At 30.7% G+C, this 22,892-nt stretch carries 25 protein-coding genes; 3 read left to right on the top strand and 22 right to left on the bottom strand.

Translation table 11 applies throughout. From position 1 onward, the window contains the following. Positions 1 to 45: 45 nt before the first annotated feature. Genes glgA through BN1865_RS12290 form a run of 3 tightly spaced genes read right to left on the bottom strand, consistent with a single transcriptional unit; the run spans position 46 to position 3,719 of the window. Positions 46 to 1,473: a glycogen synthase GlgA gene (gene glgA / locus BN1865_RS12300; protein ID WP_050637536.1), complete on the bottom strand. Its 1,428-nt coding sequence runs from the start codon at positions 1,471 to 1,473 to the stop codon at positions 46 to 48. Further along, complete coding sequence (glgD, locus tag BN1865_RS12295) at positions 1,473 to 2,579, bottom strand: glucose-1-phosphate adenylyltransferase subunit GlgD (protein WP_050637535.1); 1,107 nt, start codon at positions 2,577 to 2,579, stop codon at positions 1,473 to 1,475. The genes glgA and glgD overlap by 1 nt, the downstream gene beginning before the upstream one ends. Positions 2,580 to 2,591: 12 nt before the next feature. Then, a complete protein-coding gene (locus BN1865_RS12290; protein WP_050637534.1) occupies positions 2,592 to 3,719 on the bottom strand; it encodes a glucose-1-phosphate adenylyltransferase in 1,128 nt (375 codons plus the stop codon). A gap of 205 nt (positions 3,720 to 3,924) precedes the next feature. Here BN1865_RS12290 and BN1865_RS12285 point away from each other — a divergent pair, with 205 nt between their 5' ends. Then, a complete protein-coding gene (locus BN1865_RS12285) occupies positions 3,925 to 4,353 on the top strand; it encodes a cell wall hydrolase (RefSeq protein ID WP_050637533.1) in 429 nt (142 codons plus the stop codon). Between the two features lie 8 nt (positions 4,354 to 4,361). Next, entirely contained in the window at positions 4,362 to 4,664 is a 303-nt protein-coding gene (gene gerQ, locus BN1865_RS12280; protein ID WP_050637532.1) for a spore coat protein GerQ, read from the top strand. Between the two features lie 28 nt (positions 4,665 to 4,692). On the opposite strand, the gene BN1865_RS12275 is transcribed toward gerQ, so the two are convergent. The 12 genes from BN1865_RS12275 to BN1865_RS12220 all read right to left on the bottom strand — a co-directional run bounded on the left by BN1865_RS12275 (position 4,693) and on the right by BN1865_RS12220 (position 14,810). Further along, positions 4,693 to 5,901 (bottom strand): bifunctional folylpolyglutamate synthase/dihydrofolate synthase, encoded by a 1,209-nt coding sequence (locus BN1865_RS12275; protein WP_050637531.1) that lies wholly within the window; start codon positions 5,899 to 5,901, stop codon positions 4,693 to 4,695. Further along, positions 5,901 to 6,554: a uracil-DNA glycosylase gene (locus BN1865_RS12270; RefSeq protein ID WP_050637530.1), complete on the bottom strand. Its 654-nt coding sequence runs from the start codon at positions 6,552 to 6,554 to the stop codon at positions 5,901 to 5,903. Before BN1865_RS12270 ends, BN1865_RS12275 begins: the two co-directional genes overlap by 1 nt. Positions 6,555 to 6,556: 2 nt before the next feature. After that, positions 6,557 to 7,375, bottom strand: coding sequence for a Cof-type HAD-IIB family hydrolase (locus BN1865_RS12265; RefSeq protein ID WP_050637529.1), 819 nt, complete (start codon positions 7,373 to 7,375; stop codon positions 6,557 to 6,559). After that, the gene (locus BN1865_RS12260; RefSeq protein WP_050637528.1) at positions 7,365 to 8,198 is read right to left on the bottom strand and encodes a Cof-type HAD-IIB family hydrolase; all 834 of its coding nucleotides are present in this window, start codon (positions 8,196 to 8,198) and stop codon (positions 7,365 to 7,367) included. Before BN1865_RS12260 ends, BN1865_RS12265 begins: the two co-directional genes overlap by 11 nt. Positions 8,199 to 8,211: 13 nt before the next feature. Then, entirely contained in the window at positions 8,212 to 8,988 is a 777-nt protein-coding gene (locus BN1865_RS12255) for an alpha/beta hydrolase (RefSeq protein ID WP_050637527.1), read from the bottom strand. Between the two features lie 40 nt (positions 8,989 to 9,028). Next, positions 9,029 to 9,322, bottom strand: a complete 294-nt coding sequence (locus tag BN1865_RS12250) for an FtsB family cell division protein (protein WP_050637526.1) — start codon at positions 9,320 to 9,322, stop codon at positions 9,029 to 9,031. Next, a complete protein-coding gene (yabQ, locus tag BN1865_RS12245) occupies positions 9,283 to 9,705 on the bottom strand; it encodes a spore cortex biosynthesis protein YabQ (protein WP_050637525.1) in 423 nt (140 codons plus the stop codon). Before yabQ ends, BN1865_RS12250 begins: the two co-directional genes overlap by 40 nt. After that, the gene (yabP, locus tag BN1865_RS12240) at positions 9,705 to 9,998 is read right to left on the bottom strand and encodes a sporulation protein YabP (RefSeq protein WP_050637524.1); all 294 of its coding nucleotides are present in this window, start codon (positions 9,996 to 9,998) and stop codon (positions 9,705 to 9,707) included. Before yabP ends, yabQ begins: the two co-directional genes overlap by 1 nt. A 95-nt stretch (positions 9,999 to 10,093) precedes the next feature. Then, on the bottom strand, positions 10,094 to 13,105 hold the full coding sequence (locus BN1865_RS12235) for a BspA family leucine-rich repeat surface protein (protein ID WP_050637523.1): 3,012 nt from the start codon (positions 13,103 to 13,105) through the stop codon (positions 10,094 to 10,096). Positions 13,106 to 13,329: 224 nt separating this feature from the next. Then, complete coding sequence (locus BN1865_RS12230; RefSeq protein ID WP_050637522.1) at positions 13,330 to 13,602, bottom strand: RNA-binding S4 domain-containing protein; 273 nt, start codon at positions 13,600 to 13,602, stop codon at positions 13,330 to 13,332. Further along, positions 13,593 to 14,111: an AbrB/MazE/SpoVT family DNA-binding domain-containing protein gene (locus tag BN1865_RS12225; protein ID WP_050637521.1), complete on the bottom strand. Its 519-nt coding sequence runs from the start codon at positions 14,109 to 14,111 to the stop codon at positions 13,593 to 13,595. The genes BN1865_RS12230 and BN1865_RS12225 overlap by 10 nt, the downstream gene beginning before the upstream one ends. Before the next feature lie 9 nt (positions 14,112 to 14,120). Next, positions 14,121 to 14,810 carry a glycerophosphodiester phosphodiesterase gene (locus BN1865_RS12220; RefSeq protein WP_050637588.1) on the bottom strand — a complete coding sequence of 230 codons (690 nt, stop codon included), beginning with the start codon at positions 14,808 to 14,810 and terminating at the stop codon, positions 14,121 to 14,123. A gap of 56 nt (positions 14,811 to 14,866) precedes the next feature. Here BN1865_RS12220 and BN1865_RS12215 point away from each other — a divergent pair, with 56 nt between their 5' ends. Beyond that, positions 14,867 to 15,646 carry a Cof-type HAD-IIB family hydrolase gene (locus tag BN1865_RS12215; RefSeq protein ID WP_050637520.1) on the top strand — a complete coding sequence of 260 codons (780 nt, stop codon included), beginning with the start codon at positions 14,867 to 14,869 and terminating at the stop codon, positions 15,644 to 15,646. Between the two features lie 38 nt (positions 15,647 to 15,684). Here the strand turns inward: BN1865_RS12215 and BN1865_RS12210 are convergent, their stop codons facing one another. The 7 genes from BN1865_RS12210 to BN1865_RS12180 form a co-directional block, all read right to left on the bottom strand. Beyond that, positions 15,685 to 17,325: a putative manganese-dependent inorganic diphosphatase gene (locus BN1865_RS12210; protein WP_050637519.1), complete on the bottom strand. Its 1,641-nt coding sequence runs from the start codon at positions 17,323 to 17,325 to the stop codon at positions 15,685 to 15,687. Positions 17,326 to 17,336: 11 nt separating this feature from the next. Further along, on the bottom strand, positions 17,337 to 17,996 hold the full coding sequence (locus BN1865_RS12205; RefSeq protein WP_050637518.1) for a helix-turn-helix transcriptional regulator: 660 nt from the start codon (positions 17,994 to 17,996) through the stop codon (positions 17,337 to 17,339). Positions 17,997 to 18,124: 128 nt separating this feature from the next. Continuing rightward, positions 18,125 to 18,490, bottom strand: coding sequence for a DUF2085 domain-containing protein (locus BN1865_RS12200; RefSeq protein WP_050637517.1), 366 nt, complete (start codon positions 18,488 to 18,490; stop codon positions 18,125 to 18,127). Further along, a complete protein-coding gene (locus BN1865_RS12195) occupies positions 18,483 to 18,884 on the bottom strand; it encodes a zinc ribbon domain-containing protein (RefSeq protein WP_050637516.1) in 402 nt (133 codons plus the stop codon). The genes BN1865_RS12200 and BN1865_RS12195 overlap by 8 nt, the downstream gene beginning before the upstream one ends. Positions 18,885 to 18,959: 75 nt before the next feature. Next, a complete protein-coding gene (locus tag BN1865_RS12190) occupies positions 18,960 to 20,240 on the bottom strand; it encodes a galactokinase (RefSeq protein ID WP_050637515.1) in 1,281 nt (426 codons plus the stop codon). After that, positions 20,237 to 21,253 (bottom strand): aldose epimerase family protein, encoded by a 1,017-nt coding sequence (locus BN1865_RS12185; RefSeq protein ID WP_050637514.1) that lies wholly within the window; start codon positions 21,251 to 21,253, stop codon positions 20,237 to 20,239. The genes BN1865_RS12190 and BN1865_RS12185 overlap by 4 nt, the downstream gene beginning before the upstream one ends. Next, a complete protein-coding gene (locus tag BN1865_RS12180; RefSeq protein WP_050637513.1) occupies positions 21,253 to 22,758 on the bottom strand; it encodes a UDP-glucose--hexose-1-phosphate uridylyltransferase in 1,506 nt (501 codons plus the stop codon). The genes BN1865_RS12185 and BN1865_RS12180 overlap by 1 nt, the downstream gene beginning before the upstream one ends. Positions 22,759 to 22,892: the final 134 nt, after the last annotated feature.

Genomic DNA, 22,892 nt, shown 5'->3' with positions numbered 1-22,892 from the left:
AAATCAATTTCATGCAAAAGAGATAGGTCCCCCTATCTCTTTTCGCTAATCAAGCAATGAATTAAAAACTTTCAAATAGGCATCAGCACTTTTGTCCCAATCAAGCTTAGCATTCATTGCACGATGCACTAAACCTTGCCATTTCTCTTTATCTTTATAAACTTCTAATGCATAATCAATAATACTCATCATTTCATGTGCATTATAGTTTGTAAAACTAAATCCAGTTCCTGTGTTTTCAAATTCATTAAATGGTTCAACACTATCCTTTAATCCACCCGTTTCACGTACGATTGGAATTGTTCCATAACGTAATGACATCATTTGTGATAACCCACAAGGTTCAAACAATGATGGCATTAAGAACATATCACAGCTTGCATAAATACGGCTAGATAAACCTAAATCATATTTTAAATTAAGTGATAATTTCTGATTATGGTAAGCAGCAATTGCTTTTAGTGGTTCTTCATATTTTTGATCACCAGCACCAAGAATAACAATCTGAACATCACGTTTCATTAATTCATCCATACGATTAATAATTAAATCCAAACCTTTTTGCCATGTCAATCTTGTGACAATACCAATTAATGGAATATCTGGATTGACTGGTAAACCACATTCTTTTTGTAATGCCAATTTATTCAGCACTTTTTTCTCATCCACTGTATCAACATCAAAATGTTCAACAATTTCAGGATCTGTTGCTGGATTAATTGTTTCATAATCAATACCATTTAAGATACCATATAGATCATGTCTACGCATCTGTAAAATACTCTGCAAACCTTCACCATAACTATCTGTTAAGATTTCCTGCGCATATGTTGGTGATACTGTTGTAATCACATCACTATAGAAAATAGCTGCTTTCATCATATTGAAACATCCATCATTACGACAATTTCCATTATAATATAGATAATTATCTAAACCAAAATGATCACTCAATAATGCTGGATCACATTTTCCCTGATAAGCAATATTATGAATTGTAAAGACAACTTTAATACCCTGATAATATTCATAATAAGCATATCTTTCTTTATAAAGTGTGGCAATCATTGCTGTTTGCCAGTCATGCAAATGAAGAATATCTGGCTTAATATCAACATGTGACATTAATTCCAAAACAGCAAAATCAAAATATGCAAATCTTTCATTATCATCATCATATCCATAAAGACCTGGTCTTCTAAAATATTGTTCATTATCAATGAAGTAATAAGTTACACCATCAAATTCAGTCTTAAAAACGCCACAATAGCATTTTCTCCAACCAACCCAAATATCATAACTTGTTACATACTCTAATGTATCAGCATGCTTCATATCCTGATATTTTGGTAAAACAACAATACATTCATGTCCTTTTTGTACCAAAGCTTTTGGCAAAGAACCAAGAACATCTGCCAAACCACCAGACTTGATAAAAGGATTTGCTTCACTTGTTGCAAAAACAATTCTCATTAAACAACATCTCCTTCTTTAACATAAAGCGGTTCACTATCTCCAATTAATTCTGTTTTCTTTTCAATACGAGCATCTTTATCAATAATTACATTTTCCAAATGTGCCCCAGGACTTACCTTAGAACCATTTAAAATAACACAATTTTTAACAATTGCATTCTTACCAATCGTTACATTACGAGATAAAATACTTCCTTCAACTTCACCATCAATAATAGCTCCATTTGCAACAAATGATTTCTTTACTTGTGCATTCTTTAAATATTTTGTTGGTGGTGTATCATTTGTATTTGTAAAGATTGGCCATGTACTCTTAAAGACTTGTGTAGAAACATCCATGTCTAAGAATTCCATACTTACTTTATAATAAGCATCATATGAATCAATACATCTTGCAAAACCTTTATATTCATATGCCATAATCTTTCTTTCATCACATAGATAAGCCAATGTATCTTTTAAATCAAAGAACGAACTAATCTTTTTCGCATATCCAATTAATTGTAATAAAACCTTTGTATTAATAACATATGTTTCCAAAGAAATATTTCTTTCTTTACGATTTCCTTTATTTTGTTTGATTTCTGTCACTTGTTTACCTTTTAATCGTAAATAATCTGATCCCACAAAAGTCTCATGAGCATTATTAATTCTTTGGTAAACCATTGTAATTTCAGCACCAGATCTTGCATGTGCATCAACAACTTCAGCATAATTCATTGTTGTAATAATATGTGCTGGAGCAATCACAACATATTCAGCTTTTGCTTTTTCAATAAAAGCAATATTTTCTACCAAATTATTAATATCATGATTATACATTGTATTATTTGCATATTTTTCATTATAAAGTAATGAAACCCCACCAGATTTAGAGTTAAAATTCCATGAATTTCCATTACCTAAATGTTTAAATAGAGATCTTGGTTTTTCTTTAATTAAAACACCAACAGTATCTACATTTGAATTTGACATATTTGATAAAACAAAATCAATAATTCCATAACGTCCTAAAAAACTCACAGAAGCTACTGGACGTCTTTCAGTTAAGCCCTTATAAGAAACATCAGAATGTAAATTTACTAAACCAACTACTTTTGCCATCTCATTAACCCCCTATTTCGTATTGTCACTAACAAGTTCGACTTCTTTAGCTTCCTTGTTGACAACTTTCTTAGCTTTAATAACAACACCTTCATCAACGATAGATTTATAGATTTCTGCGCCTTCTTCTACCAAAACACCTGGCATCAGAACTGAATCAACAACTTTTGCACCTTCACCAATATAAACATTGTTGAACAATACAGAACCTTTAACATCACCATTAACAATACATCCTTGTGTAACAAGGGAATTTTTAACGCTTGCTTCTTCACCGATAATCTGAGGTTTACTTAATGTATCTTCTGTGTAAATCTTCCAGTCTCTTTTAATATTATAAAGATCTAATTCTTTATCATCTAACAAATCCATATTGGCCTGCCATAAACTTTCAACAGTTCCAACATCTTTCCAATATCCATCAAATTCATAAGCATACAATTTCTTACCATCATTTAACATCATTGGAATAATATTCATACCAAAATCATGTTTACTATTTTCATCTTTTGCATCTTCAATTAAATATTTTCTTAATTCTTTATAAGTGAAGATATAAATTCCCATAGAAGCTAAAGTAGATTTAGGCTTTTCAGGTTTTTCTTCAAACTCATAAATTGTACCATCTTTATTTGTATTCATAATTCCAAAACGACTTGCTTCTTTTAAAGAAACATTTAAAACTGCAACTGTTAAATCAGCCCCTTTAGCCTTGTGAGCTGCTAACATATCAGCATAATCCATTTTATAAATATGGTCACCTGATAAAATCAATACATACTCAGGAGCATGTTGATCTAAGAACCCAATATTCTGGTAAATCGCATCTGCTGTACCAGCATACCAAGTTGCTCCAACTTCTCCTCTTTCACGGGCAGGTAAAATAGCCGCCAATGATTTGTTTCCATCCAATCCCCACTTAGAACCAGCACCAACATAAGTACCTAATAAGACTGATTCATATTGTGTCAAAACTCCAACAATATCAATACCAGAGTTTGCACAATTACTCAAAGGAAAATCAATAATTCTATACTTTCCTCCAAAATAGACAGCAGGTTTCGCAACTTTAGCTGTTAAAGCTTCAAGACGTGTCCCTCGACCACCTGCTAAGATCATCGCAACAATTTCTTTACTCATAATTTTTCCTCCTAAACTTTGAATGTGAAAGTGCTTACCTATATCTTTATTTTAACACAAAGCATTTTAAAAAAATACAATTTCATGTCATTTTCAAAAAGAAAATTTTACCAATTTTCATAATAATCAAAATATCATTGAATAAAACAATCTTTTTCACATTTTAGCAACTTTTCCAGTTTATCACATATATTAAAAGGAGGTGATGAAGTTGTCCCCAAGAATTTCATTTAACGACTCTGACGTCGAATTACTCGCCCGTATTATGAAAGCGGAAGCTTTAGGTGAAGGTGACGAAGGCATGCTGATGGTTGGTAATGTCATTGTCAATCGCGTCGTCGCAAATTGTGATGTTTTTAAAAACACACGAACCATTTCGGAGGTTGTTTATCAAAAGAATGCTTTTTCAGGCGTTGGACAGCCTTTATTTAATCAACCCGTCAATGCCAAAGAAAGAGAATTAGCTTTACGGAATATTGATGGTTATCGAGTTGAACCAGCAACCAATGCATTATGGTTTAAAAATCCTGGTTCAAAAACTGCTTGTCCTGATACTTTTTATGGAGAATTAACAGGACGATACAAAAATCATTGTTTTTATGCCCCTGGGGCAAAATTAAATTGTGACTTGTAGGAGGGTCTATGGATACAAATAATCAATCTATTTTACAAGGAAGTCAAACTTCCTCATTACCAACACCTATTTCTGAACAAACATATTTAGAAAACATTTTACGTCTCAACATTGGTAAATTAGGAACTTTTTATTTTACCTATACTGGAAGTACAGATTGGCGTGATCGTGCATATAAAGGAATTATCGAACAAGTCGGAAGAGATCACTTTATTGTTCGTGACCCAAAAAATCAGAAATATTATATTTTTCAATTCGTTTATTTCGATTGGGCAGAATTTGATGAACCTATTCACTATAATACGCGATAAGCAAAAAAAGGGGTTGAAATCAATCCCTTTATTTATTCATATCAACAAGATATTTACGAACTTTTGAAATAAAATGTAGTGATCCTGTAATCACAATATGATTTTTCTTAATATATGCTGCCTGCAAGGCTTCAATAAAACTATCAACAATCAATAGATGAGGTCTCGCATCAACACTTGATAAATCAATAGCTCTTTCATCATTAAATGTTGTCAAATAAACAGTATATCCTTCTTTAAGCATTAAATCCAACATTGGATTAATGTCTTTATCATTAAGACAAGAAAAAATAATGCTAATATTTTGTTCTTTTTTTACTCTTAGTGTTTGAATCAAAGCCTTAATACCTGGTAAATTATGTGCCCCATCAATTTCTACTGTTCCATTTTGATAAGGCAAAGTCTCATAACGTCCTTTCCATGAAGCATTTTCAATCGCATTTGTTGTTAGTGTTGAATCAAGCTGAATCAGCTTTGAAGCAATCGTCAACGCCAAGCGAGCATTTGTGACTTGATATATACCCTGATTCTTCAACGTAAATGCCATATCACGATAACGGAAATGGAAAGGATAACGTGATACCTGATATTCTGGTACAACATACATAATGGCTTCCATTACATCACATTGTTCTTGTAAACGGGCTAAAATTGTTCCCTTTGTTTCACTTGTGATAAACATCTGATGTGGCTTAATCACACCCATTTTTTCATTGATAATATCATAGATACTATCACCTAACTGTTTTTGATGATCCATACCAATATTTGTAATCGCACTAATGATTGGATCAATAACATTTGTTTTATCATGCAAACCACCAATACCTGTTTCAATAATACGATAATCCAAATCTAATGACTGAAAATAAGCCAGCATAATCAATACATCAATTTCAAACATTGATAAACTATCTTCTTCAATCACATCATAATATTGATTGATATAAGCTAATAGTTCTTCATCACTAATAGGTCTATCATCAACACGAATACGATCATTATGACAAATAAGATATGGTGATGTAAAAGTTCCTACAGTATATCCATGTGCATTTAAAATACTTCTTAAATAATTAACTGTTGAACCTTTTCCATTTGTTCCAGCAATATGAATCATATTCTTTTGTTTCATTGAAATATGACATTTATTTAAAGTATCTCTAAATTCATCTATTGTTCTTTTACTTCTTTTTGATTCTATGTATGCAATTGCTTCCTCAATATGTTCAAACATCACTGAATCCTCCAATCTATTGGTTCAATACCTTGACTCATCAAAAACTGATTCGTTTTTGAAAATGGTTTTGAACCAAAAAAACCACGATATGCTGATAAAGGTGATGGATGTGGACTTGTAATCACACAATGTTTCCTTTGATCAATCATTCTTGCTTTATCAATGGCCTGTCTTCCCCAAAGAATAAAAACCAGCGGTTTTTCTCTTTGATTCATAACTTCAATAATATGATTTGTAAAAGTTTCCCATCCTTTATCTTTATGCGAATTCGCACGATGCGCCTGAACTGTCAAAACAGTATTTAATAACAAGACACCTTGATGAGCCCATGATGATAAATCACCATGAGAAGGAATATCAATTCCAACATCATCATGTGCTTCTTTATAAATATTCACAAGACTAGGTGGAATTTGTACACCACGTTCAACACTAAATGCCAGTCCATTTGCCTGATGTTCTTCATGATACGGATCCTGACCTATAATAACAACTTTAATATCATTATAATCTTTAAAATTAAAACAATGGAAAATTCTATTTTTAGGGGGATAAATGGTTTTGCTGTGATATTCCTGATTCACAAAACTCTCTAGTTCTTTATAGTAAGGCTGTTGCCTTTCCTGATTAATAATTGTCTTAAAATCCATAACTACAAAATATACCTTTCAATAATTTCAGCAATCACACCTTGATTATTATCTGCTTGCGTTGTCACATCACAAACCTTTTTAACATCCTCAACAGCATTCGCAGCAGCCACTGATAAACCAGCAACACGCAGCATTGGCAAATCATTATAATTATCCCCAACTGCAATACATTCACTTATATCAACACCCAAAACATCAGCCAAATGCTTTAATCCTGCTCCTTTATCAATTCCAATCTTATTAAATTCCATATATCGATTAGAAGAATAACTTACAGCACAATGACCTTCCCAAATTTCTTTCATTTGAGGTTCAAGACTCATTAAATAAGGAACATCTGTATTTTGATAAAGGATCTTAGAAATTGGTTCATCTTTTAAGAAATCAATTGAATTTTCATCCATAATGACACATTCAACTTTTTGATTTTTAATTCTTTCAGCTTCAGATTCAGAAAGATTAAAAACATAAACCTTATCTTTAGTATAAACATGCTGACAGACATTACAATGTAATCCAAACTCAAAAATCTCTTTTGTTTTTTCAAAAGATAATCCTTCAAAAAAGAGCAAGCGATTATTTTTATTTTCAGTTAAAGCTCCACCATTAAAAGAAAGAACATATTCATTTTCTTCATCATAAAGCCCTAACGTTTTCAAATCATGTTGAATAGACATAAAACCACGTCCAGTAGCTGGCACAAATTTCACACCTTTTTCTTTTGCTTTTTGAATCAAATCAATATTTCTTTGACAAATCGCATGTTGATCATTCAACAAAGTCTCATCCATATCACTTGCTATGACCTTATACACCATGACTTTCACCCTCTCCAATAAACTTCTCAATCACTTCTTTAACTGCTCCCTGATCATAATCCACTGACGTCACATAATCAGACATTGCCTTAATATCATCAGTTGCCCCTGCAACACAAACTCCTAAACCAGCCACTTCAATCATAGATGTATCATTATAATTATCACCAATTGCAATCGTCTCAGGAATTTCAATATGTAAATAATTGGCTAACCATTTTAATGCAGCTCCTTTACTCACTCCCAATGGATTAAATTCTAAATAACGATAAGAAGAATAACTTGCTGCAAAACGTCCTTCAATAATTGGTAATAATTCTTGTTCAATACTCTTTAAATAAGGCATATCACGTCTTTCAAATAAAATTTTTGCTATTTTATCACCCTTTAAAAAATCCATATTATATTCATCAATTACCTTAAATGGTGCTTTTTGAACCGTTTTTCTTTCAACTTCATCAGGATCAGCATTAAAAATATAACAACAATCCAAAGTAAAAATCAAAACACAAACATCATACTTTGCCCCAGCCTCAAATAATTCTTTTGTTTCCTCAAATGTTAATCCATTAAAATAAAGAATATGATCATCTTTATTTTCCACAATCAATCCACCATTAAAACAAATAGAATATTCATCTTTTTGCTGATAAGTCCCTAATTCCTGTAAAATTTCTCCAATCATATTAAATGCTCTTCCAGTTGCTGGAACAAATTTCACATCTTTATTTTGTAAAGATTTCACTGCCTGCTGATTTAATTCAGGTACGTGATGATTCACCAATAACGTTTCATCTAAATCAGATAATATCATTTTATACATTTTTTCCACCCTCTTACTGGTATAAAAAGTCCATAAACATCGGAACTCTCTTACGCCATTCACTTTCATTATGTTGAGCACCCTCGAAATAATGATACTCTAAATTTTCCATTTTGTCTTTTAACATGCTATAAATCATATTATTACTTTCAATATACCACTCATCAATAACATCATCACCACAACCTTCAAATTCACCTAAATCAAAATAAAATCGATTATCCAAAGAATAGTCATGACTTTCAATCACTTCTGCAAATTCATCCATATAAAACCAAAAAGCTGTTGATAAAGCCGCACATTTTTTAAACACTTCAGGATAAGCTAGCGCAGCATAAGCGCTAATAACACCACCCATTGAACTTCCTACAATTGCTGTATCATCACTTAAAGTACGAAAACGACAATCAATATATGGTTTCAACTGATGAACCATCCATTCAACATATTTAATTCCTTCACCACCAATAATCTTTCCTTTAATCTGAGTTTCCTGATAAGATAATTCCTGATTAATACGCCATGGTCCATACTCATCCATTCTTTTAAAACCAGTAAAATTACATGGAATAGCTACCATAATAATATCTAATTCCATCATCTTTACATAATCCAAAAATCCCCAACTGACTCCACAAAAAGATAAACGATCAAAAAACGCATTTTGTCCATCTTGAATATACAAAACAGGATAACGTTTCTTCTGCTGATAATAATCATCAGGCAAATAAACAGTTATTTTACGATCTCTTTTCAATTCATCCATATCAAAACGAAATGATACAATCATAACCTTCCTCCTTATATAGCACAAAAAAATAAGCGCAAGCTTATTTCTTTGTATCTGGCAATCTCACAACTTCTTCTCCATCTTTAGGAAAAATATACTCATCTCTAGCATATCTTGCTGCATAATCATCATCTGTGAGTAAATCAACCTTTTCAGATAGAGCCTTTTTCTCTTTTTCTAATTCTGCCTTTTGTGTTTGTAAACGTGTTAATTGTTCTCTTTGATTCATAACACGAAAAGCATTCATTGTTAATGTATAAATTAAAACAGCGGAAATGCCAATATATATAAGACCTAAGAATTTTTTATATCTTGGTTCTTTCGTTTTTGCCATTTTAACTTCACCTTCTTTACTCTTTTTTGTATTATACCATTAATATAACGAAAAAAGAAGATAAAAGGTGCGATTATTCTTTTCAAAATACGAACAATTATCTCTAAATGATACAAAAGATAGTAGGCATAATATTTCTGATAAAATAAATATCCTAAAAAAACCATAATAAAGAAATAAAGCCTTAATATCCCATCATTTAAAATAACCAAACCATAAAAATAAAGAACACCAAATAAACATCCAATAACTATCTGAAATAGATAACGAATGAATAAAGGCACTTTCCATAAAAATCGATTGATAATATGATAGACCCCACTCATTACAAAACCATACCCAAAAGAATAAAATAAACATTGAAACTGTACTAATAAATTCATTATTTCAATAATTTATTAAACATTTTATCTTTCTGATGTGTTTTTTTCTTTTCAGAAACATAACTCATACTATCAATATTCCCCTTAATACTCACTTCATTTTGATCTTGATCAAGCCTCACCAAAGTCAAATCACTACCTGTAATATTTAAATACCCTAATGATGTTTCAATTAAAAATTCATATGAATCAAAACTCTCTATCTTTTTAACACCAGTCAACTCAAGACTCTTACGATCTTTTAAACAAATATGATGATAAGGTGTCTGTTCAAAATGTAAATTATTATCCATAATCTTACCTCCTACATCAACATATGCACCTCAATAATTGATTAGAACCTCATAAGAAAAGACAACAGTCATTTGACCATTGTCTTCATTGATATTTATATCCTTTTTTGCTTTCTGTTGATGAACAATAACATTCCTGTAAGTCCTACAAGAATTATATATCCTCCTATGACTGTTCTGTCTTCAGTTTCTGCTATATTGCTTTGTTTATCCTGATATGCAATAGCATATGTAGAGAATCGATCTGTCTCAATCGTTATTGTATTCGCATCAGTATCTAAATCCTTTAGAATTGTTGCCACTCCATCATGGACGCGTATCATCACAAATTCTCTGTTTGCCTTCCTTAAGCTTTCTGGTATCTCTATTGTGATTTTAATAGTTCCTCTTGTTTGACTTATCCTGCTTTCTTCATGATCAATGATCTTTAACAGACTGACATCCAGATACTGTCCTATCTTCATTTTTCCTAACACTGATTCTACAACTGTCTTATCTTTGATACTAATTTGTCCTGAGGCATCATCAACTGTCAGAACAATCTTTATATCATTGCCTTTTTCTACTGCCTTCTTTTCTTCATCCGTTAAAACAATATTGGCAAGTTGACTTTCAGTGATAGGTATCTTTATATCTGGTGCATTATTCCCTTTCTTAACTTCCTTTTGTATACTTCCTGCTTCTTTACTTGCAATAGAAACATTCAACGTTCTTTCCACATAATGATTCTCTTTATTGTATCCTTCTACACCAGTATAGTCATAATTTGTATCATCAATGATAAGTCTTGCTTTATAGCCACCATTTTGAACACTAAGCACAATATCTCCATCAGCCCATGTCCAACCTTTTGATAGAGTAACTGTTGAAAGCAACTGATCTTCTATACCTCTTAGATTGGTTGGCAATTCAACTGTTGGAATTGCTTTATTGATATTGAATTCCTTCACTTCTTCCAATCCTGTATAGTTACTTGTTTCATTGACTTGTGCCTTGACATACCATGTTCCTGCATCTGTTGGCTTATTTTCAGTGAATTTACCATTCTTGCTTGAACTGTAAGTATATTTGACTTCTCCAAAACTAACTTGTGAAGTTGGTACATTTGCCTTTTCACCATAAGTCCAGTTTTCTATATGAAGTTCATCTTTCCAGCTATTTGTTGCCTGTGATATTTTAAATTCCTTTGTTACTGTCGCTGACTTATACTGATCAGCCTCAGCCACATCAAATGTCATTTTATATGTACCTGCTTCTTTAACTTTGCTCACTTCAATACCATCTTTTTCAAGTTTTTTTACTTGAAATGTACCAACACCATCAAGTGAAGATGTTATTGTATAAGTGATTTCATTTCCCGTATAAGTCTCACTTGATAATTCTACTTTAAAGTCATCTGCTTTTATAGCTGTCTTTCCTATCCACTTAGCATAAACAGTCATATCTTTTGTAGTGTTCTTTTCAATCTTTGTTATAGCATGATTAAAATCTTCACTATCATACCAGCCATCAAAGATATAACCATTCTTTGTAGGCATAGGTAATTCATACTCACCTAAGATTTCAAATTGATCTTGAGCATCATCTGGTAAAACTCCACCATATAAGTTATAAATAATGTCATAAGAAATACCAGGTTTTAATGTATAAGTCACATAAGTCTCAGATACAGGAATAACTGCATTATCTCCATCACTGATTAATTGATTACCTTGATCATCATACCATCTATGATTATCATCAATATAAGGAATATCTAATGACACTTTTGTTTTGACTTGAATTTCAGATAAATTTGGTGTTGCAGTAAAAACGTTATCAATCATACAATCATCTATAGAAATAGCTAATCCTTTTATTTTAACTAAAGATAGACAACCATTAAACATATCATTGAAACCGTATACTTTGCTTGTATCGAAATAAGATACGTCCAATGTAGTTAACGCTTGACAATCCATAAACATATATGACATTACAGTGACATTGCTTGTATTGAAACGTGATAAATCTAAACTGGTTAAAGACTGACAATCAGCAAACATAGAATCCATAGTCTTTACGTTGCTTGTATCGAAACATGATAAATCTAAACTGGTTAAAGACTGACAATCTTCAAACATTCTACTCATATTAGTGACTTGCCCTGTGTTGAGACTAGATACATCCAATCCAGTCAAACTCTTACACCCACTAAACATCGCAAACATTGTAGAGACTTTGCTTGTATCAATACCACTAAAATTCAAATTAACTAAATCATTGCAATTTCTAAACATACTTTGCATATTAGTGACTTGACTTGTTTTTAACATAGATATATCTAATTGCTTTAATTTATTACAATAAGAAAACATTCCTTCCATATTAGTCACTTGGCTTGTGTTCAATTTGGATACATCCAATTCAGTTAAACCATAGCAACAAGAAAACATATCATTCATATTAGTCACTTGGCTTGTATCAAACTGAGAGACATCTAATTCAGTTAAAGACTGACAATCATAAAACATATCACTCATATTAGTGACGCGACTTGTATTAAACTTGGATACATCCAGTTCAATTAAACCTTCGCATGCATAAAACATATTCTCCATATTAGTAACATTTACAGTTTTAAATTTTGATAAATCAATACTATTTAACTTTAGACAGTAATAAAACATATTTGACATATCAGTTACATTAGTTGTATCTATTTTATCTAAACCACTGATTGTTGTTACTTTTGCCAATTTATAAAACATATAACTTAAATCAGTTGCAATTACATTCTCTTTAATAACGACATTTGTTATGTCAAAGCGATAATCATTCCATAAAGATTCTTTTTCCCTATTATTGTCAATAACTTTATACAGTTTTCCCATTGTTCCTTCACCACTAATAGTAAGTGTTCCATCAGCATAATCAGCTGAAACTGTGTTAGGAGTCGATGTATCTGATATGTCCCAATGTGTAGTTGTAGTTTCTTCTGCATAAGCATTCTTAAGCATATATGATGAACCAGCAATGACTAGTAATACACTACACCATATCTTAAACTGCTTAACTAAAAATGCATTCACTTTTAATCTATACTTCCCTTTTAAATGATATTTCATTTGTTTCCCTCCTTTTGTGCGTAAAGGTACACATTAATTAACGGACTTTCATTTAGCATTAATAGAAGGATCTATCTAAAATATTTAGGTATTTCCTTTTTTTGTGCATAATTCTTTATATTTTCTAATGTGTACATTATTGTACTAACTCAATTATAAAACATTTTAATTAAATTTTGGGAGTGCTTTAACAAATAGGATATTCAACGGACAAAAAAAGAGATTTAATCAGTATAAACCTCTTCTTTCTTCTTTTCATCTATAATTTCATATAACATTGAACTATCATCTTTTAAAACATGGTCTTTAAGTTCTTTTACTCTTACACTCAAAATACTACGACCAAATTCTATTTCTATTTCATCACCAATCTTTAATTGGGTTGAAGGTTTAGCAATCTTACCATTGACCTTAACTCGTGATGATTCACTAATTTCTTTTGATAATGTTCTTCTTTTAATAATTCTTGATACTTTTAAAAATTTATCTAAACGCATGCTTCTATCTCCTGTTCAATGACTTCATTAACGAACTCTAATAATGTTTCATCCATCATATAATAAGGTGTTTGTTTTGTAATCATTAATAATGCACCTTGACATTCTTGACCATTGATTAATGGATAAATTGTTATTTTTTGAGATTCATCAAAGAAATCCATTGTTATTTCTATTTGTTTTTCTTGTTGTTCAATTAATAAAGTTAAATCTTTTGGGAGCATTTTTCTTTGATATCTTGCTAAACCATCAGATGAACTCGCAATCACATTTTGACGATCACATATCATAAATGTATTATGATATTTTGTATATAATCCTTCTAAAAGGACTTGAACTGTTGGTCCCATTTTATTTAACATTGAAAATTTAGTTAAAATGATTTTATCATCTTCTAATGAAAAAGAAATACTTTCTCCTTCCTTCATCATTAATTGTTTTCTCATTTCTTTAGGAATAACGATTCTTCCCAATTCATCAATTCTTCTTACCATACCTGTTGTTTTCATAATAGTACCTCACTTGAAATATTCGTTTGATATTATTATGTCCACTCCTAAATCAATTAAACGTTGATATTCCTTAAAATTTGGAACTGTCCATGTTGCAATCTGTATACCATTTGCTTTAAGATTTTGAATTCGCTTTTCATTTAAAAAATTATATCTTGGATGAAAAGCCGTCAACTGGGCATCTAACAGTTCCTGATATTTCTTTTTATAACTATGTTCCATTAAATAACCAGCATAATTATGAACATTTAATGCTTTTATTTTTTGCACTGAAGGTAAATAAAATGAAGAATAATAAATTTGATCTTGAACTCCTAATCCCTGAACCAATTGATAAACTTTTTCTTCAATACCCTCATAATGGATAACATCTGTTTTTAATTCAATATTGACTAGAAAATCTTTTCCTTTAATAAAACTCAACAATTCTTTTAATGTTGGTATATCATAATGACCATATGCTTTATAATTAAAATTAAATTGTCTTAATTCCTGAAGTATATAATCATTCACATAACCTTTTCCTGTACTTGTGCGATTAATCTTTTCATCATGAATTAAAACCATCTCTCCATCTTTTGTTAAATGAACATCAGTCTCTACCCCATCAAAACCTTGTTCATATGCTTTAATAAATGCTTCCATGGTATTTTCTGGATATTTTGCACTATAACCCCTATGTGCTAATTTTTTCATCATTCAACCCTCGCTTTATGATATAATGATTATACTACAAATTGGAGGTTTAACAAATGATTAAAGCAATCTTTTTTGATATTGATGGTACAATACTCTCACATAAAACAAAAACAGTTCCTAAGTCTACTCAAAAAGCCTTACATCTTTTAAAAGAAAAAGGTATCTATACCTTTATAGCAACTGGTAGACATATTTCTGAAATGAAAGATCTTCCTATTCAAGATTTAGACTTTGAAGGTTTTATTACCCTTAATGGTCAATACTGTTACAATCACCAGGAAGTCATTTATGATCTTCCTATTCATTCAGATGATATTCAAAATATCTTAAAGAAAATTCATCAGAAACCTTTTCCTTGTATTTTTGTAGAAGATAAACTCATGTATATTAATTATCATAATCCCGCTGTTCAAATTGTTCAAGATGCAATTTCAACACCACTCCCTGATATTAATAATCTTGAAAGAGGCTTAACTCATCCTATTTATCAAGTCATTCCTTATGATATCACAATTCATCAAGAAGATGATATTATGCAATGTATGCCCCATTGTAAAAAAACACGTTGGCATGATTTAGCTATTGATATTATTCCTAACAATGGTGGAAAACAAAATGGAATATCAAAAGTGCTTCAACATTATCATATTCATCAAGATGAAACAATGGCTTTTGGTGATGGGCAAAATGATATTGATATGTTTCAATTTGTTGAATTAGCTATAGCGATGGGGAATGCAAGTGATGAAGTTAAACAATATGCTAATGATGTGACTGATGATATTGATGAAGATGGTATCATGAATGCTCTTATTCAATATAAAATTATTTAAATAGAAAAAGACAATTCAAATTGTCTTTTTCTTTACGTTTATTGTGTTAATGCTTCTGTAATCACAGGAACAACTTGTTTTTTTCTTGAAATCACGCCTGGTAAACTTGCCTGCTGTTCAACAAGTTCAACTTTAAATGCTGTTTCCACATATCCTGGACGTGGTCCCGCAACAAACACTTCACTTGTTGCATTAATCACATCTGTCAATAATAACATCACAAATTCCATATGATTATTCTTGGCAACTTCTTCCATATAATCAAGCATTTCAGCCTTATAAGCAGCAAATCCATCAATATCCATTGTATTGACTTGTGCAACTCCAACAGATAAATCACCAAAACTAAACTTCTTATAATCCTGATTAAAGATTTCTTCTACTGTTTTACCAGCCAAAGAAGTTCCAGCTTTAAACATATCCATTCCAAATTCCTGAATATCAACACCAGCAATTTTAGCAAGTTCTCTTGCTATCTTTGTATCAGTAGGTGTACATGTTGGAGATTTAAATAATAAAGTATCACTAATAATAGCTCCCAACATTAATCCAGCCATATCAGCAGGAATATCAATTTGATGTTCTTTATAACATTTTGCAACAATTGTAGCTGTACAACCAACTGGTTCTGCTCTAAATAATACTGGTCCTATTGTTTGAATATCTGCAACTCTATGATGATCAACAATTTCCAGAATTTCAGCTTCTTCAATACCATCAATAGACTGTGCTCTTTCATTATGATCAACTTGTATAACTTTTTTCTTCATGCCATTTAACACTTGGAAACGTGAAACAGATCCAACAACTCTTCCCATAAAATCTAAAACCGGATAACTTCTATAACGTGTTTCACTCATAACTTCTTTTACATAATCTACTGTATCATCAGTTGAAAAAGTTGTTAATCCACCTTTTTGCATAACATATTCAACAGGAATAGATTGAATAATTTGTTGAGATGCCATGAATGTATTAAATGGTGTTGAAATAATACTAATATGTTCATGAATACAATCTGTTAATAAATCTTCTGAAATTGTTAAAGATCCTGTTAAAATGATTAATGAAACTTTTGCTTTTATCAAATGTTCAATCGCTTCATCACGATCACCACCCACAATAACAACATCATTTTCATGAACACGTTTCATTGCTTCTTCACCTGTCATTGCCGCAATATGTACTTCACCTTTAATTGTTTTTAATCCTTTATCTAAATAAAGAATACTTGCATCCAATGTATCAATAACATTTTCAATAGGTGTATTGGCTTCACGTAAAATCTGACTATCCCAATCATCCATGTAACCTTCAATAATATTAGATGTTGATAACAAACCTAATAACTGACTATGATCATCTAATACTGGTGCACTCTTTAAATTTTGTTGTTTCATTAAAGACCATGCTGTTTTTAATGTTAATTCTTTAGAAAAAACAGTCACTTTATCATAATCTAAATCTTCGACTTTTTGTTTAACAGTCTTTAACAGAACTGGAATCTCTACTCCAAATTTTTTAAGAATATACTCAGTTTCCTTATTAACTTCACCTAATCTCACTGGTACTGCATTATAACGCCCAATTCTAAACAAGAAATCAGCATAAGCTATGGCACTACATATTGAATCACTATCAGGATTCTTATGACCACTTACAAAAACAATATCCTTCATCTTTATCCTCCTTACATCTTCTTTAAATAACGATATATTGTTGGCTCACTCACTGCTAATTTTTCAGCCACCAATACAATCGCACCCTTCACTTTAAATGTCCCTTTTTCTTGTAAATATTTAACAACTTTAATTTTTTCTTCTACATTTAATCTTTCTACTAAGAAATAACTAGGGAATCCCATTTGTTCTAAACATTCCTTAATATAAAGATCTATCATTTCATCTAATGGTGATGAAAGAATTTCAATTGGATTATCTAATTTAAACTCAACATCTTTACTTTCTTTAATTCCAAGTATTCTTTTTAATGTTGATTCTAAATATTCATAATCAGAAATATTCACATTTATACACAACATACCAATTGGCATTTCTTTTTGATCTTCCTTAATAAAATAAGTGGCAGAACGCAATAATTTTCCATCAGGTCCTGTTGTTTTATAGTTCATAACAAAGTCATGATCCTTATATTGTTTTGTTTCTAAATAATGAATAGACAAATTAGAAAGTTTGGCTCCCACTTCTCTACCAGAAATATGGCTATTTGCGATAGCTACAATTTCCTGTTCTTTAGAAGTTAAGTCATGCAAAGCAATTTCAACATTCTCTCCTAATGCCTCACCTAAAAATTCCACTAATTTCCCGTATGGTTCTAATAATTTATACATGATTTTTCGCCTCCGATAGACATTATACACTATATTAATAAAAAGTCATAGTATTTTTATCATGATAATAAATAATAATTTTTTACTATTTAATAAACATCTCGCGCTCCAATATGAAGAAAAGAACATTAACATGTTCTTTCATCTAAATACATATACAACAAAGCAATCATACCCGCTAATCCAAAACCAAAAATACCACCAGTTATGGCTCTACGCCAATTATTACTCATTATTCCAAAAAATGTCTGCAATCCTCCATCAACAATCATTGGAAGCATACATATTCCTAATCCTTTCATTGATAACTTTATCTTGAAACGATATAAAATCAATAATGCTATCACAAAGACAATAACAATAAAAGTGCAACGATAACATAATGGAAAACAAAATCCCATAATATGGGGAGCACGATTGGCAATGCCATTACACATTGGTATTTTCCCAAATTGTGAAAAACGCTCTATTAAAAACGTAATAATTTTATTCATATGGTACAATTTGTACAACAGCATTGTAATAAATATCACCATCATAATGATCATATTCATTTGATGCAATACCTACAAACGCACTCATAAAACAGCATATACCAACAACATATAAAACAATATTAGCAACAAATCCTTTTAAACAAGATTTTGCTTTTAATGGGTATTCTTTATTCCAAATAATATACAAAACCAATCCTACAATTGGAACAAAAAAAGATAAAAGTGCAAATGCAAAATTAGGTGCATCATCTTCACGCTGATAAGTTGGACCAGGCTGAATTGGTTGATAATCACCATTATTTGCATGTCCGTGTACATCAAGCTGTGCCCCACAATAAGGACAATACTTGACATCTGAATTCACTTCTTTTCCACATTGATGACAATACATAAATATCCCCTCCTGTTATTATTGTACTAAAATAATATCTCATTGAAAAGAAAAAAAGACTATTTCAGTCTTCTTTTATGCAATAATCTTCATTCCACCATATTTACGTACTTTTAAAACATGACAAGAGCCACTTCCAAAATATTTTTCTATTTCCTGTTTATAAGTCTCTACATAATCATCAGCAACAAATGCCTGAATTGTTCCAGCAAAACCACCACCATGAACTCTACATACACCATGATCCTGTAAAATATCTTCTGATAATGCTAGAGCAATAGAAACAGCCTGTCTATCTGTATAATTATTAGAATAAATATTTTGTAAATATTTAAATGAACTTTCTCCTGATGCTTTAATGATACCTTTAAAAGTTTCAAAATCTTCATCATTCAATGCTTTTACAGCTTTTTCAACACGTTTATTTTCTTCAAACAAATGAATTGCTCTTAAAACTGCACGATCATTTGTTGCTGTTCTAATTTCAGGTAATTTTTCATAAAAGTCTTTTTCACAAACATCTCTTAAAAATTCTTTTCCAAAGAAATGAGCAACTTGTTTCATTTCATAAGGAATAGATGCATAGTCATTTGTTAAATCAGCATGTGATGCATGTACATCAACAATGCATAAACTATGTTTAAACTCTGGAAAATCAACTTCAATCTTATTCACTACTGGATGATCATTATCTTTAAAATCAATATGAATCAAGCTTCCAACTGAACATGCACATTGATCCATTAAACCACATGGTTTTCCAAAATAAACGTTCTCACTATATTGTCCAACTTGTGCAATTGTTACAGGATTTACACGCATATCATTATATAGTCCTGATAAAATTGTTCCAACAATCACTTCAAAAGCTGCTGATGAAGACAGACCAGACCCTTGCAATACATCACTTGTCATATAAGCATTGAAGCCACCTATCTGATAACCTAATTGCTGATATCTTGCACATACACCTCTAATTAAACCTTCAGATGTTTCTACTTCTTTATCTTTTTTATCTAAATCATCAATCATAACAGCTTCAATATCATAATCATCAGATAAAACTTTAATCTGTTTATCTGCTAAAGCAACAATTGCAATAATATCTAAATTAATCGCTGCTGCTAATACTTCTCCATGTTGATGATCAGTATGATTTCCACAAACTTCACTTCTTCCTGGTGTACTATAAATTTCTATCTCCTGATCACCATATAAGGAAATAAATTTTTCAATAGCCTGAATATATCTTTTTGTTTGATAACCTAATAAATCCTCATCTACATAAACATCCTTAAAGACATCACAATATTTATTTTCTTTTATTTCTTCAATGACTAAACTTGCTTTTTTCATCCTTTAATAACCTCAAACTTATATGATGTTGTTTCATCATAAGTTTCACCTTTCTTTAAAATTGTTGTTGGATTTTTTTCTAAATGAATTGCATCTGGTAGATTTTGAGTTTCAATACATACTGCATCTCTTTCAAAATAATGTTGTCCATATTTACCCATTCGACCATCTAAGTAATTTGCTGTATATATTTGTGCTCCAGGTAATGTCGTTGAAACTGTTAATCTTCTACCTGTTTGCTGATGTTCTAAAACAACCTGATTTTCTTTTGCTGTAAAGAGAAAAGGATGATCAAAACCTTTTCCTAATAACAATTGCTCATCTTGCTTCTCTACACGCTCTCCAATCAAAGCCGGAGTTCTAAAATCAAACGGCGTATCTTTTACTGCTCTTATTTCACCAGTTGGTAAGCCATCACCATCAATACAAGCAAATTGATCTGCCTGAACTGTTAATAAATGATGATAAATATTTTCCTGTTTACCAGACAAGTTAAAATAAGAATGGTTTGTAATATTAATAATTGTATCTTGACTAGTTGTTGCTAAGTATCTGATAGTAAGTGTATCTCCTTCTAGATGATAAATCGCTTTAAAATCTAAGTCACCTGGATAACCTTCTTCACCATCTTTTGATAAATAATGGAAAACAATTGTCTTTTCATCAACAATCTGATAATCAAAGATTTGATAACTAAATCCTTTTATTCCTCCATGTAAATGATTGGGTCCATTATTAATAGCCAAATGATATTCTTTACCATTTAAGCAAAATTGTCCTTTTCCAATGCGATTGGCAATTCTTCCAACCAATGCACCTAAATAAGCATCTAATGTCTGATAACATGTAAAATCATCATATCCTAAAACAACATCATCAATATGTCCATGTTTATCTTGCATATAAACTTTCATAATTGTACAACCATAATTAGAAACAACAACTTCTATTTGTTCACTTTTCATTGAAAGAATATCAATACCATCTGCTAATCTTTCTATTACTTTAATCATTATTTTTCCTCCCATTCATCAATTGATTTCACAAAATGAATAAACGAATCAATTCCTTCCTCATTCATTTTAAAAACGCCTGCATCTTCTAAAACACAAACAAATTTCTTCGTTAATTCATCCGCCAAAAGATCATCAATACTTTCTTCTTTTATTATATTATTTTCTTTAATATCTTCATACCATAATCGATGTTTTTGTAAAATTTCATAATCATTGATATTCTTTTTACCAAGCAAACATTCTCTTAGTAAGAAAAGTTCATCTTTTAATCGAGCTGGCAAAATCGCTAATCCCATGACTTCTATTAAACCAATATTTTCTTTTTTAATGTGATGAAGATTTTGATGTGGGTGAAAAATACCATCAGGATATTCTTCTGTTGTTCGATTATTACGTAAAACCAGCTCCATTTGATATTCGCCTTTTTTCATTCTTGCAATAGGTGTAATTGTATTATGAGAGACTTTACCACTATGAGATATAATATTTAAATCTGGATTCGAATAGTTTTTCCAGCAATTTAGTGTTTTATTTGCAAAATCAATCATTTCCTGTTTACTTGGCGATGTCATACGAATAGTAGATAATGGCCATCGCATAATTTCAATTCTTAAATTTGGATATTGAGCAAACTTCATTGTTTGAATCACTTCTGCTCCTTCAATAGGAAATGTATATCTGCCACCTTGAAAATGATCGTGCGATAAAATAGAACCTCCTACAATAGGTAAATCAGCATTAGACCCTAACATATAATGAGGAAACTGTTCAATAAAAGTCAGCAAATGAGTAAATGTCTCTTTATTGATAACCATTGGCTGATGTTCTTTGTTTAAAACAATACAATGTTCATTATAATAAACATATGGCGAATATTGTATATAATATTGACTATTGTCTAACATCACTGGAATGATACGATGTGTTTGTCTGGCTGCTCGATTGAAATCACCACTAAATCCAACATTTTCTTTACATAACAAACACTGTGGATATCCACTTGATTTGACTAATTTAGCTTTTGCTATCTCTTGTGGATCTTTTTCAGGTTTAGATAAATTAATAGTGATTTCATATTGTCCATATTTATAAAATTTTTTAAAACGAATATTTTTATCAGTACGACTTTTACGAATATAATTTGATGCTATGGATAACTGATAATAATGATTTGTTGCAAGTTCAGGATTTTGTTGATACAATTCATTAAATTTTTTAATCACTTCACTTGGTCTAGGCATAATGCAATTCATAATACGTGTATCAAATAAATCTTTAGCTGTCATATTATTTTCAATCAATCCTTTTTCAACAGCATAATCTAACATTTTTTCTAATATTGGTGTTGCTTCAGGTAAAAATTCATGAACCTCTTGTTTTTCAAAGCTATCTAATTGAAATAAATCTAATAATAAATTAACAGAATAATCAACATCTTCTTGCTCAATCATTTCATGATCTAACCCAAAACGAATTAACCTATTGATTTCAAACTGAATCATTCTTCCTCACTCCTTTTTCTCATTATTATTTTATCATGTCAATAAACAAAGTCAATAATATTTAGTAAAATAATTATACTTTATTAGTAAATTATTTTGATTTATTTACTAAAAAAAAACACATCTTGTGTAAA

The sequence above is a fragment of the Candidatus Stoquefichus sp. SB1 genome (genome assembly GCF_001244545.1).
In the GTDB taxonomy this organism is placed as follows: domain Bacteria; phylum Bacillota_I; class Bacilli_A; order Erysipelotrichales; family Coprobacillaceae; genus Stoquefichus.
The sequence above is the reverse complement of the archived record's forward strand: the minus strand, read 5'-3'. Positions and strand labels throughout refer to the sequence as shown.

Coding starts and splice junctions, on each gene's coding strand:
- glgA (WP_050637536.1), bottom strand. CDS start 1,473: ATGAGAATTGTTTTTGCAACAAGTGAAGCAAATCCTTTTATCAAGTCT.
- glgD (WP_050637535.1), bottom strand. CDS start 2,579: ATGGCAAAAGTAGTTGGTTTAGTAAATTTACATTCTGATGTTTCTTAT.
- BN1865_RS12290 (WP_050637534.1), bottom strand. CDS start 3,719: ATGAGTAAAGAAATTGTTGCGATGATCTTAGCAGGTGGTCGAGGGACA.
- BN1865_RS12285 (WP_050637533.1), top strand. CDS start 3,925: ATGAAGTTGTCCCCAAGAATTTCATTTAACGACTCTGACGTCGAATTA.
- gerQ (WP_050637532.1), top strand. CDS start 4,362: ATGGATACAAATAATCAATCTATTTTACAAGGAAGTCAAACTTCCTCA.
- BN1865_RS12275 (WP_050637531.1), bottom strand. CDS start 5,901: ATGTTTGAACATATTGAGGAAGCAATTGCATACATAGAATCAAAAAGA.
- BN1865_RS12270 (WP_050637530.1), bottom strand. CDS start 6,554: ATGGATTTTAAGACAATTATTAATCAGGAAAGGCAACAGCCTTACTAT.
- BN1865_RS12265 (WP_050637529.1), bottom strand. CDS start 7,375: ATGGTGTATAAGGTCATAGCAAGTGATATGGATGAGACTTTGTTGAAT.
- BN1865_RS12260 (WP_050637528.1), bottom strand. CDS start 8,198: ATGTATAAAATGATATTATCTGATTTAGATGAAACGTTATTGGTGAAT.
- BN1865_RS12255 (WP_050637527.1), bottom strand. CDS start 8,988: ATGATTGTATCATTTCGTTTTGATATGGATGAATTGAAAAGAGATCGT.
- BN1865_RS12250 (WP_050637526.1), bottom strand. CDS start 9,322: ATGGCAAAAACGAAAGAACCAAGATATAAAAAATTCTTAGGTCTTATA.
- yabQ (WP_050637525.1), bottom strand. CDS start 9,705: ATGAATTTATTAGTACAGTTTCAATGTTTATTTTATTCTTTTGGGTAT.
- yabP (WP_050637524.1), bottom strand. CDS start 9,998: ATGGATAATAATTTACATTTTGAACAGACACCTTATCATCATATTTGT.
- BN1865_RS12235 (WP_050637523.1), bottom strand. CDS start 13,105: ATGAAATATCATTTAAAAGGGAAGTATAGATTAAAAGTGAATGCATTT.
- BN1865_RS12230 (WP_050637522.1), bottom strand. CDS start 13,602: ATGCGTTTAGATAAATTTTTAAAAGTATCAAGAATTATTAAAAGAAGA.
- BN1865_RS12225 (WP_050637521.1), bottom strand. CDS start 14,111: ATGAAAACAACAGGTATGGTAAGAAGAATTGATGAATTGGGAAGAATC.
- BN1865_RS12220 (WP_050637588.1), bottom strand. CDS start 14,810: ATGAAAAAATTAGCACATAGGGGTTATAGTGCAAAATATCCAGAAAAT.
- BN1865_RS12215 (WP_050637520.1), top strand. CDS start 14,867: ATGATTAAAGCAATCTTTTTTGATATTGATGGTACAATACTCTCACAT.
- BN1865_RS12210 (WP_050637519.1), bottom strand. CDS start 17,325: ATGAAGGATATTGTTTTTGTAAGTGGTCATAAGAATCCTGATAGTGAT.
- BN1865_RS12205 (WP_050637518.1), bottom strand. CDS start 17,996: ATGTATAAATTATTAGAACCATACGGGAAATTAGTGGAATTTTTAGGT.
- BN1865_RS12200 (WP_050637517.1), bottom strand. CDS start 18,490: ATGAATAAAATTATTACGTTTTTAATAGAGCGTTTTTCACAATTTGGG.
- BN1865_RS12195 (WP_050637516.1), bottom strand. CDS start 18,884: ATGTATTGTCATCAATGTGGAAAAGAAGTGAATTCAGATGTCAAGTAT.
- BN1865_RS12190 (WP_050637515.1), bottom strand. CDS start 20,240: ATGAAAAAAGCAAGTTTAGTCATTGAAGAAATAAAAGAAAATAAATAT.
- BN1865_RS12185 (WP_050637514.1), bottom strand. CDS start 21,253: ATGATTAAAGTAATAGAAAGATTAGCAGATGGTATTGATATTCTTTCA.
- BN1865_RS12180 (WP_050637513.1), bottom strand. CDS start 22,758: ATGATTCAGTTTGAAATCAATAGGTTAATTCGTTTTGGGTTAGATCAT.